This is a genomic window from Streptomyces sp. NPDC004721, from assembly GCF_053601495.1.
In genome coordinates this window covers 21,847-32,006 of sequence record NZ_JBSGBZ010000075.1, presented here as the reverse complement: position 1 = coordinate 32,006, position 10,160 = coordinate 21,847, and the positions used below count along the sequence as shown (strand labels likewise).

The 10,160-nt window shown below is 71.6% G+C and carries 8 protein-coding genes; 3 read left to right on the top strand and 5 right to left on the bottom strand.

Annotated features, from left to right (window positions below):
- Window positions 1-201: 201 nt before the first annotated feature.
- From ACWEK3_RS37680 to ACWEK3_RS37665, 4 genes are all read right to left on the bottom strand, one after another.
- Entirely contained in the window at window positions 202-840 is a 639-nt protein-coding gene (locus ACWEK3_RS37680) for a hypothetical protein (protein WP_450545538.1), read from the bottom strand.
- Window positions 841-920: 80 nt separating this feature from the next.
- Complete coding sequence (locus tag ACWEK3_RS37675; protein WP_453251778.1) at window positions 921-2,204, bottom strand: ATP-binding protein; 1,284 nt, start codon at window positions 2,202-2,204, stop codon at window positions 921-923.
- A 104-nt stretch (window positions 2,205-2,308) separates the two neighbouring features.
- Complete coding sequence (locus ACWEK3_RS37670; protein ID WP_453251777.1) at window positions 2,309-3,181, bottom strand: class F sortase; 873 nt, start codon at window positions 3,179-3,181, stop codon at window positions 2,309-2,311.
- Window positions 3,182-3,318: 137 nt separating this feature from the next.
- A complete protein-coding gene (locus ACWEK3_RS37665; RefSeq protein ID WP_453251776.1) occupies window positions 3,319-4,155 on the bottom strand; it encodes a hypothetical protein in 837 nt (278 codons plus the stop codon).
- A gap of 915 nt (window positions 4,156-5,070) precedes the next feature.
- Here ACWEK3_RS37665 and ACWEK3_RS37660 point away from each other — a divergent pair.
- A complete protein-coding gene (locus tag ACWEK3_RS37660) occupies window positions 5,071-6,318 on the top strand; it encodes an FAD-dependent oxidoreductase (RefSeq protein ID WP_453251775.1) in 1,248 nt (415 codons plus the stop codon).
- Window positions 6,319-6,418: 100 nt separating this feature from the next.
- Here ACWEK3_RS37660 and ACWEK3_RS37655 read toward each other — a convergent pair whose 3' ends face one another.
- The gene (locus ACWEK3_RS37655) at window positions 6,419-6,898 is read right to left on the bottom strand and encodes a MarR family winged helix-turn-helix transcriptional regulator (RefSeq protein WP_450545528.1); all 480 of its coding nucleotides are present in this window, start codon (window positions 6,896-6,898) and stop codon (window positions 6,419-6,421) included.
- A 172-nt stretch (window positions 6,899-7,070) separates the two neighbouring features.
- Here ACWEK3_RS37655 and ACWEK3_RS37650 point away from each other — a divergent pair, with 172 nt between their 5' ends.
- Together ACWEK3_RS37650 and ACWEK3_RS37645 are read left to right on the top strand one after the other, a co-directional pair.
- Complete coding sequence (locus ACWEK3_RS37650) at window positions 7,071-8,435, top strand: pyridoxal phosphate-dependent decarboxylase family protein (RefSeq protein ID WP_453251774.1); 1,365 nt, start codon at window positions 7,071-7,073, stop codon at window positions 8,433-8,435.
- A gap of 133 nt (window positions 8,436-8,568) precedes the next feature.
- The gene (locus ACWEK3_RS37645) at window positions 8,569-10,047 is read left to right on the top strand and encodes a glutamate-cysteine ligase family protein (protein WP_450545524.1); all 1,479 of its coding nucleotides are present in this window, start codon (window positions 8,569-8,571) and stop codon (window positions 10,045-10,047) included.
- Window positions 10,048-10,160: the final 113 nt, after the last annotated feature.

Here is a 10,160-nt window from a genome sequence, read left to right as displayed (position 1 = left end):
TCCTCCACGGGACACGGTCGGCGGCCGACGCGCCGACGGTCGGGAGGCGCCCGCGGTCCGCGAGCGGGCGGACACCCCGCGTGATACAGATCGAGCGACGGGAACTCACCCGCACCGGCAGCCTGCTCCACCTCAGCTACACGCCGGCCACCACGGCCGCGCCTCCGGTTGGTCGTCCGCCGGGACGACGGTCCCGCGCCGTCAGGACCTCCATCGCACATAGGACTTGAAGGCCCGGCCGGGCAGCCGGGCGGCGAGGCGGTCCTGGCTGTGGCGGGACAGGCCGGCGAAGGCGCAGCCGACCGCCGGGGCGGCGAGGAGCCCGATGAGGACGCCGACCAGTGCCGCGTCGAGCGCGCTCTCCCTCTGGTAGCCGCCGAGGATCAGGGCGCGGACCCGGATCCGTCCTCCCGCCTCGCCTTCCGCCCAGTGCAGGACCGCGGCCGTGTCGACGAGGCTTCCGTCCTCGGCGACGAACGACCCGGAGCAGGCCCTGCTCTTGCCTCCCCTGCCGCCCTCCTCCCGATGGCACTCGCGGGCCGTGAACATACCCGGGGTCCCCGCCCATCCCACCGCGGCGGCCGCCACCGTGCCCAGCAGCACGATGCCGGTCAGGAACACGACGGACCCGCACCACCACACGAGCCGCCGCAGCGGGGCGGCCGCGGACGCGTCCGCTCGATCGGCCAGTTTCCGCAGGGTCCGCTGCCGGTCCGCGCCGATGCCCCATCCGGCACCCCCCGGGGCGCCGGGCGCGCGGTAGCCGCTCGCTCCACCGGCCGCGGCCCTGCGGCGCCGCGCTCGCCGGCGCAGCGTCGCCCTGTTGCGTGACTTCGCCACACCTGCCTCCCGCCCGACCGCGGCGTCACCGCCGGCACGCCGGCTTCGTCGTCGACGTCGGCCCGGCATCGTCGCCCGTCTCAGAGGCGACTGTACTTCTCGATGTCCTCGCTGAACTCCTCGATCGCCTGCGCGGTGAGCGTGGGCCGGGTGTCGGCGATGGCGTCGAGGTAGTCCTCGGTGGTGGCCGGACGGCCCTGCCGATGCGTGACTTCGCGTTCGAACGCCGCCTGCGCGCCCTTGCGAGCGGCGAACTCGATGTCAGCCGGGGTGAACAGCTCGCTGGCGGTCACCAGTTGTGGCACGTCCACCGAGTCGGCGGCCCGGAGATAGCGGTCCCAGATTGCCGAGCGGGCCGTCGCGTCGGGGGGGCCGATCGGGATGACGTAGTCGAACCGGCCCGGCCGCAGGAACGCCGGATCGAGGGAACGCACCGAGTTCGTGGCGCAGGCCAGCAGCCGGGAGTCGTGCTCGCGGAAGCCGGGGATGAGCTTCAGCAGCTCGTTGGTCACCCCGTGCCCCGGGTCCACCGCCATGCCGGATCGCACGCCGGCGATCTCCTCGACCTCGTCGATGAAGAGCAGCACCGCGTCCAGTTCCGCCAGATCGGCGAACACCTCCCGCAGCGCCGCCGCCAGCCCCTCGCTCGTGTCGGCGGCGAGCCGGGACGGGAAGAGTTCCACGAACGGCCAGCCGAGCCGCGAGGCCACCGCCTTGGCGAAACTGGTCTTCCCGGTGCCGGGCGGGCCGAAGAGGATGACCCCTTTCGGCGGGACGACGCCGTAGCGGTCGGCGAGCGTCGGCTCCGCCAGGGGGAGCACGACACGCCGTTCGACGACCTGCTTCTCCCGTTCCATGCCGGCCATGGCGTCCCAGAGTCCCTCGGGGAGCATGCGACCGCCCAGCTCCATGAGGGCGCCGGCGTTGGAGGGTCCCTGCGGTTCGAGTTTCTCGTAGTAGACCAGGTCGTCCCGGAGCCGGTAGCCGCAGTGTTCCAGGGCCGTGGTTCCGGCGGCGCCGGGCGGCAGCAGGGCGCTGATGCGACGCACGCCCAGTGCCCTCAGGCGCCGTTCCAGTTCGATGAGGAGGGCGCTGCCGATGCCGCGCTGACGCCACCGGGCGGCGAGCGCCACCAGGAGGACCCATCCTCGCTGGCCGCTCGCTCGTGCCGCGGCCATGCCCACCAGTTCGTCGCCCACGACGGCGACCACGGCGTTCTGTCCGGCCCGGGCCTCGGCCATCACCTCCGAGACCGGGAAGACCGGATCCTCGCTTGCCTGCCGACTCTCCTCCCAGATCAGGATCGCCTGGTCAAGATCGTCGTCGCGATAGTCGCGCAGGTGCCATGCGGGCATCGCAACCACCTCACCGCTCCCGGCAGTCCATTGTCTCCACTGGTGCGCAGGGCGGCGAGCCATGCAGGCCGGGGTGGGTGCGACACGCACGGGTACGCACCCTTCCCGGTTCGTCAGCTTCGCGAGCTCGAGGCGAGGTGGGCGAACACGACCACGTTCTCCTGGTAGCCCCCCTTGGCGCGGTCGAACTTCCCGCCGCAGGTGATCAGCCGCAGCTGGGGAGTCCCGGTGTCCGCGTAGACCCTGTCGTCGGGGAAGTGCGCCTTGCTGAAGGCGTCGATGGAGTCGACCTTGAAGCGGGCGACGGTGCCGTCCGCGCGGGTGATGTTCACGACGGCTCCGGGTTCGAGCGAGTCCAGCTCGGCGAAGACCGCGGGACCGGTCTTGGTGTCCAGATGACCGACGACGACCGAGGCTCCGCGCTCGCCGGGCGACGGCCCGCCCTTGAACCATCCGACCAGGTTGGTGTTGTCGGCCGGCGGCGGGTTCAGTTGTCCCGAGGCGTTGACGGACAGTTTGGTGAACGGCGCGTCCACCCCGATGTCCGGGATCGAGATCCGCGTCGGTGTCGAGCGGGGCAGCGACTTGCCGGACTTGGTGCCGGACTTGGTGCCGGTCCTGGGGTGGGTTGTGGAGCCGGTCGTCGTGCCGGTCCTGGGATCGGTCGTCGTGCCAGTCCTGGGGTGGGTTGTGGAGTCGGTCGTCGTGCCGGTCCTGGGGTCGGCCTTCGGGCCGGTCCTGGGGTCGGTCGTCGCGCCGGTCCTGGTGTCGACGCTCGGCTCCGGCGACATGGGAGCCAGGGAGGTGACCGCCGCCGGACCGTTCGTGTGCGTGGGGTGCGCCACGGGCGCCGCGACCAGGGAGTTGTGAATGAGAGCGATGCCCAGCCCGACCGCTGCCGCGGGCCACAGCAGGCGGAGCCGGAAACGACGCTTGGCGGGCTTGATCCCGCGCTGCTCCGTCTGGGGCGGCTGCTGAGAAGCCATGGACGGTGCCTTTCGTCAAGAGGTGGTACTGGCCGCGGGCGACGGTTGGGGTCGGCCGCCGCTGCCGCGGCCCGCGCTGCCCTCCTGGGGAGGTGACGCGGACCGCGGCAGCCCAGCGACAAGCGAGAGCGGCCCGATCAGGCCGCGGAGGGGTCCGACGCCTGACGGCGGCGGAGCATGTACGCACCGGCGCCCAGGCCGCCGAGCAGCAGCGCGGCCCCCGCCCCGAGGCCCAGGGTGTTGGAGGACTGGGCCAGCCCGCCACCGCCGGCGTGCACGCCACCGCGCGGCTGGCCCTCATCGCGGCTCTCACCACGGCTCTCACCACGGTCCTCGCCACGGTCCTCGCCACCGTTGTCACGGCCCTCGCGACCCTCGTCGCCGTCACCGCGCTCGTCCTCGTCGCCGTCGGCCTTCAACAGGGCCAGGGCTCCGCCACCGGCGTGCACGCCACCTTGCGGCTTGCCCTTGTGGCCCTTGTGGCCCTTACCACAGTCGTCGTCGCAACCCTCGCCATGGCTCTTGCCGCCCTTTTCGCGGCCCTCGCGACCCTCGTCGCGGTCACCGCGCTCGTCCTCGTCACGACCACCACGGTCGCCGTCGGCCTTCAACAGGGCCAGGGCTCCGCCACCGGCGTGCACGCCACCGCGCGGCCGGTCCTTGCGACCCTCGCCACGGTCCTCGCCGCCGTTGTCACGGCCCTTGCCGCCCTTGCCGCCCTTGTCGCCGTAGTCGCGGCCCTGGTCGTCGTTGTCGCGGCCACCGCGGCCTTCGTCATCGCCGCGGTCCTCGCCCTTCTGGCCCTCGTCACTGTCGTTGTCGTCGGAATCCCCGCCGCGGGAGCTGTCGGCCTTGACGGCCTGCTGCTGCGAGGAGGGGAGCGCGGTCAGGGTCACCGCGCTCGCAGCAGGGGCGGAGAACGCCACAGCCGCGGCCAGGGCCGCGGAGGTGAACAGAGTACGGGTGATACGCATGGGTGTTCCTTCCGTCACGACTGCGAGAGCCGGCCCAACGCCCACTCAATCGGGAATCGCAACCGCGACGTGATCACCTTCAGCGGAATCCTGACGCCCCACCACCTGAGCGTCGCATTCGGACTACTGACACCCTCTCCGTACGTCCGAGCGAGGGAACGAGGGCGGCTTTGGCCGCGGTGCTCTCCCTTCCTCGGTCAGGAAGGGCCGATTCCCGTTGTCCGGGCCGGTCTCCCGCTCCCCGGAGTCATCCGCGGGACGCCCGCGGGCCGAACGAAGCCGTGCGGGGGTCAGCGGCCCATGCCGGCCATCCATATGGCCCACAGCCGATCGGTGACAGCCCGTTCTCAGCGTCGAACAGCCGTCCGTCTTTGGTAAACCCGCTCACTGAATACGCAAAGAAGGCATAAAGAATGATGAAACCATACAAAGACGCGACGAGTCGCGCACCACGGCACGCACGTCACGCATTCGGCACAACGGCGGGGACGGAACCGGCGCCCGGATGTCGTGCGGCGTGCGCCGAGGCATCCCCGAAGTCGTGAGCATGCCCGCACAGATGGGTCATCGGTGCGATCAACTCCCTTGATAAGCCGTATGAGTTGACATCACCGTCGAGCCCACGGTCGGTCTGCGACTCGGACCTGCTGGGCCAGGTCGCCGCCACCGGCGACCAGGCATCGGGACCGTGGGCCAGTGACGTCAGGCGAGCGTCAGCGTCTCCTTCTGACCAGCACACGACCGGCACTGATGAGCACCGACCAGCGCCCCGGCCGACGCCGGCCGACACTGATCGGCGCCGACCCACGCCGTGGACCGGCCTCCGGGCCGCTCAGGGGGGGTGTACCCACCCCTCGGGGGGGTATAATTTTCATCAGCCGATGAATTACTGCTCTCCTGAGAGGCGGGGCCGTGATGGAGCGGACAACGTGCTGTGTGGTGGGGGGCGGTCCCGCGGGCATGGTGTTCGCCCTGCTGCTGGCCCGGTCGGGTGTCCCCGTGACCGTGCTCGAACAGCACGGCGACTTCCTGCGGGACTTCCGCGGTGACACCGTGCACCCCTCGACCTTGGCGTTGCTGGACGACCTGGGTCTGGCCGAGCGCTTCGCGCGGCTGCCCCAGCGCCGGGTGCGCACCATCCAACTGCCCGCCGGGCCCGGCCGGTCGATGGTGACGGTCGCGGACCTCGCGGCGCTTCCCGGCCCGTACAACTACGTCGCGATGGTGCCCCAGTGGGACCTGCTCGACCTCCTCGTGGACGAGGCCCGGCGCGAGCCGTCCTTCGACGTGCGCATGAACACCGAGGCGACCTCCTTCCTGATCGAGGGCGGACGGGTCACCGGGGTGCGCTACCGCACCTCCGACGGCCGTACCGGTGAACTGCGCGCGGCTCTCACGGTCGCCTGCGACGGCCGCGGCTCCCTGGCCCGCTCGCGGCCGGAACTGGGGCTGCGCCGCTTCGACTGCCCGATGGACGCCTGGTGGTTCCGGCTGCCGCGGCACGAGGGCGACCCGAGCGGACTGGTCGGCGGCGCGGGCGACCGCTTCCTGACCGCGATGATCGACCGCGGGTCGTACTGGCAGTGCGCCGCGCTCATCCCCAAGGGCACCGACGCCGAGCGCCGCGCCGCCGGCCTCGACCGCTTCCTGGCCGACTTCGCCGCCGCCGTGCCCTGGGCCGCGGACCGCACGCACACCCTGCGCTCCTGGGACGAGGTCAAGCTCCTGGACGTGCGGCTGGACCGGCTGCGCCGCTGGCACCGCCCGGGGCTGCTGTGCATCGGCGACGCCGCGCACGCGATGTCCCCGGTCTTCGGCATCGGCATCAACCTCGCCGTGGAGGACGCCGTCGCCGCCGCCCGGCACCTGGTCGGGCCGCTGCGCCGAGGGACCGTGGGCCTGCGCGACGTACGCGCCGTACAGCGCCGCCGCCGCCCCACCACCGTCGTGACGCAGGCGCTGCAACGGGCGGCCCACGCCGGGTTCATCGCGCCCGTCCTGCGGGGGCGGCAACCCCTCGGCAGCGCCGACCGGGCCCGGCGCACCGCCGGCCTGCTCACCGGATCCCGGCTGGTCCAGCGGCTGCCCGCGTACTTCCTCGCCTACGGCGCGCTGCGCGAGCGCCCGCCGGAGAGCGCCGTCCGCCGGCTCCAGCGGCCGTAAGACCGAAGGCCCGAAGGTCCGAAGGCTCGAAGGCTCGGAGGCCGTAAGGTCCGACGGCGGCGCGGTAAGACCGACACCGATGGATTCGGGGCGGGGCCTCTCAGCCGGTGCCGTCGCGCAGGGCCTGGTGGATCTCCCGCAGCGAGCCAGTCAGCCGGGCGTAGTCGTCGCCTGGCACCGGTGTGACGAAGTAGCGCTCGACGACGTCCGCGTGCACGGCCGCGGCCCGGAGGAAGACGGCACGGCCCTGCTCCGTCGGCTCCACCAGGACGCTTCTGCGGTCTCCGGGGGACGGCACGCGCCGGACCAGGCCGGCCTCCTCCATGCGGTCCACCAGGCGGGTGATGCCGCTGCTGGTGAGGGTGAGGTCGGTGGCGAGCACACGCTGCGAGACCTCCTCGTCCGGCTGCCGGCAGAGCCGAATGAGGACCTCGAACATCGTGTGGCCTATCCCGCACTCATGGCGCAGAGCGGTGTCGATCCGCTGTTCCAGGCGGGTGGCGGCCTTGATCAGCAGCCCGAAGTCGTGCACGAGCGGACTGTTAGCGGCACGGGCGGCCTCGTCGTCCTGCCGGGTCATGTCCTCCACCTGCCTGACGCCCTCTCCCAAATCGGCCCCGCGCGGCCCTGTCCCGCCCAGTTTACTGCTGACTCACCTACCGACACCTCAATTACTGAGCAATCAATTGCTGAGCAGTCAACGAAGTTCTATGGTGACCGGGTCCGCACGAGAGCCGAAGAGAGGGAGAGCAGTGGACCTGCAGCACTGGCTCGGCCGAGCCACCCAGGCGATACAGGAGTGGGCCGACACCTACGCCCCCTACCAGCCGCACCCGTCGCTCCAGGTCGACGACGACCGGTTCGCCGCCGCCTTCGAGGAGTTCACCGGCCGGCTGAAGGACAACTACCCCTTCTTCCACCCGTCCTACGTGGGCCAGATGCTCAAGCCCCCGCACCCCGCGGCCGTGGCCGGCTACCTCACCGCCATGCTGATCAACCCCAACAACCACGCCCTGGACGGCGGTCCGGCCACCGCCCGCATGGAGCGGGAGGCCGTCGCGCAACTCGCCGCGATGTTCGGCTACGACACCCATCTCGGCCACCTCACCACCAGCGGCACGATCGCCAACCTCGAAGCCCTCTACGTCGCCCGGGAACTTCACCCCGGGCGGGGCGTAGCCTACAGCGAGGACGCCCACTACACCCACGGCCGCATGTGCCGCGTCCTGGGCATGGAGGGCTACGCCGTCCCCACCGACGACCGGGGCCGTATGGACCTCAGCGCGCTGGAGGACCTGCTGCGGACGGGCCGGGTGGGCACGGTGGTCGTCACGGCGGGCACCACCGGGCTCGGGGCCGTCGACCCGATCCACGACGCCGTACCCCTCGCGCGGCGCCACGGCGTCCGCGTCCACGTCGACGCCGCGTACGGCGGCTTCTTCACCCTGCTCGCAGGCGCCGGCGGTGACGCGGGGCTGCCGCCCGAGCCGTGGCTGGCGATCGCCGGGTGCGACTCGGTCGTCGTCGACCCGCACAAGCACGGACTCCAGCCCTACGGCTGCGGTGCCGTCCTCTTCCGCGACCCGGAGGTGGGACGCTTCTACCTGCACGACTCCCCGTACACCTACTTCACCTCCGCCGAACTGCACCTCGGCGAGATCAGCCTGGAGTGCTCGCGTGCCGGCGCCACGGCGGCCGCCCTGTGGCTCACGTTCCGGCTTCTCCCGCCCACGCCCGACGGTCTGGGCGGCGTCCTGGCGGCCGGCCGCCGGGCCGCGCTGAGGTGGGCGGACCTGATCGACGCGTCCGAGGTCCTGGAGCTGTACCAGCGACCCGAATTGGACATCGTCACCTACTTCCCGGCGGTGGAGCCGGCCACGCTGAGCGCCGTCGACACCGCCTCCGCGCGCATCCTCGACGACGGCATGACCGGCCCCGACCCGGTGTACCTGAGCACGCTGAGGGCCGGCCGTGAGGCGTTCACGGTCCGTCACCCGAAGGTCACGACGGACGCCGACGGCGCCCGCGTCCTGCGCAGCGTCCTGATGAAGCCGGAGGCCGATCACCACGTGGAACACGTCCACGCCCGGGTGGAGCGGCTCGCCCGGTCGCGGTGACCGCCCGGAGCGGCCGCAACGGGCCCGCGCCCCGTGCGGAGCGCGGGCCCTCCCGCCCTCGCCTGGTCAGGGTCGCCCGGTGGTGCGACGCTGGGGAGGTGAGGTGTCCGAGGAGGGGGTTCCGGGAGGGCCGATGGGACGTGACGTCCCGGCGCTGGTCTTCACCCGCGAGGACCGCCGCCGGTACCGGATCAAGATGCAGAAGTGCCTCGACGCGTTCGCGCAGATGCTGCGCGAGTCAAGGTTCGAGTCCGAGCGGCCCCAGGTGGGGCTGGAGATCGAGCTGAACCTGAGCGACGACGGGGCGGAGCCCGCGATGCGCAACAGCGACGTGCTGGAGGCGATCGCGGACCCCGCCTGGGCGACGGAGCTCGGCCGGTTCAACCTCGAGATCAACATCCCGCCCCGCCGGCTGACCGAGGGCGGCCCGGACGACTGGGAGTCCGAGATCCGCGCCGCGCTGAACCACGCGGAGGATCGTGCCAGTTCGGTCGGCGCGCATCTGATCATGATCGGCATCCTGCCCACGCTGCGACAGGAGGACGTCGGCGAGGCGGCGCTGTCGGAGAATCCGCGCTACCGGTTGCTCAACGACCAGGTCTTCGCGGCCCGGGGCGAGGACCTGCACATCGAGGTGGACGGCGTGGACCGGCTGCGGACCTACGCCGACACGATCACTCCCGAGGCCGCGTGCACCAGTACCCAGTTCCACCTACAGGTCTCCCCGGAGGAGTTCGCCGGCTACTGGAACGCGGCGCAGGCGATCGCCGGGGTCCAGGTCGCGCTGGCGGCCAATTCGCCGTTCCTGTTCGGCAAGGAACTGTGGCACGAGACCCGTATCCCGCTGTTCGAGCAGGCCACCGACACCCGCCCGGAGGAGATCAAGGTGCAGGGGGTACGGCCCCGGGTGTGGTTCGGCGAGCGGTGGATCAACAGCGTCTTCGACCTCTTCGAGGAGAACCTGCGCTACTTCCCTGCGCTGCTGCCGCTGTGCGACGAGCAGGACCCCGTGGAGACGCTGGACCGCGGCGACATCCCGGAGCTGGCCGAGCTCACCCTGCACAACGGCACCATCTACCGCTGGAACCGCCCCGTCTACGCCATCGACCACGACAAGCCGCACGTGCGGGTGGAGAACCGGGTGCTGCCCGCCGGCCCGACCGTCGCCGACACGCTCGCCAACGGCGCCTTCTACTACGGGCTCACCCGCGCCCTGGTGGAGGAGGACCGGCCGGTGTGGTCGCGGATGTCCTTCTCCGCCGCCGAGGAGAACCTGCACACGGCGGCGCGGCACGGCATGGAGGCACGGCTGTACTGGCCCGGGATGGGTGAGGTGCCGGTGCCCGAACTCGTGCTGCGGCGGTTGCTGCCGCTGGCCCACCGGGGGCTGGAGCAGTCCGGCATGGACGACGCCTGGCGCGAGCCGCTGCTCGGCATCATCGAGCAGCGGTGCGTCACCGGCCGCAACGGGGCGATCTGGCAGAAGGAGATGTTCCACCACATCGACGCCACCACCCACTGCGGCCGGCACGAGGCGCTGCGGCGCATGACGCAGCAGTACGTCGACTACATGCACCTCAACGCACCGGGCCATACGTGGCCGGTCGACTGACGGGGCCGGCCGGGTATGTAGTTGCGTTGCTGTGCAAATATGGTGGAGGTCAGCCGCCGGCATCGAGGAGGTGAGAGACATGGACTCCAGTAGTAGTCCGGGCCGTCCCCGGC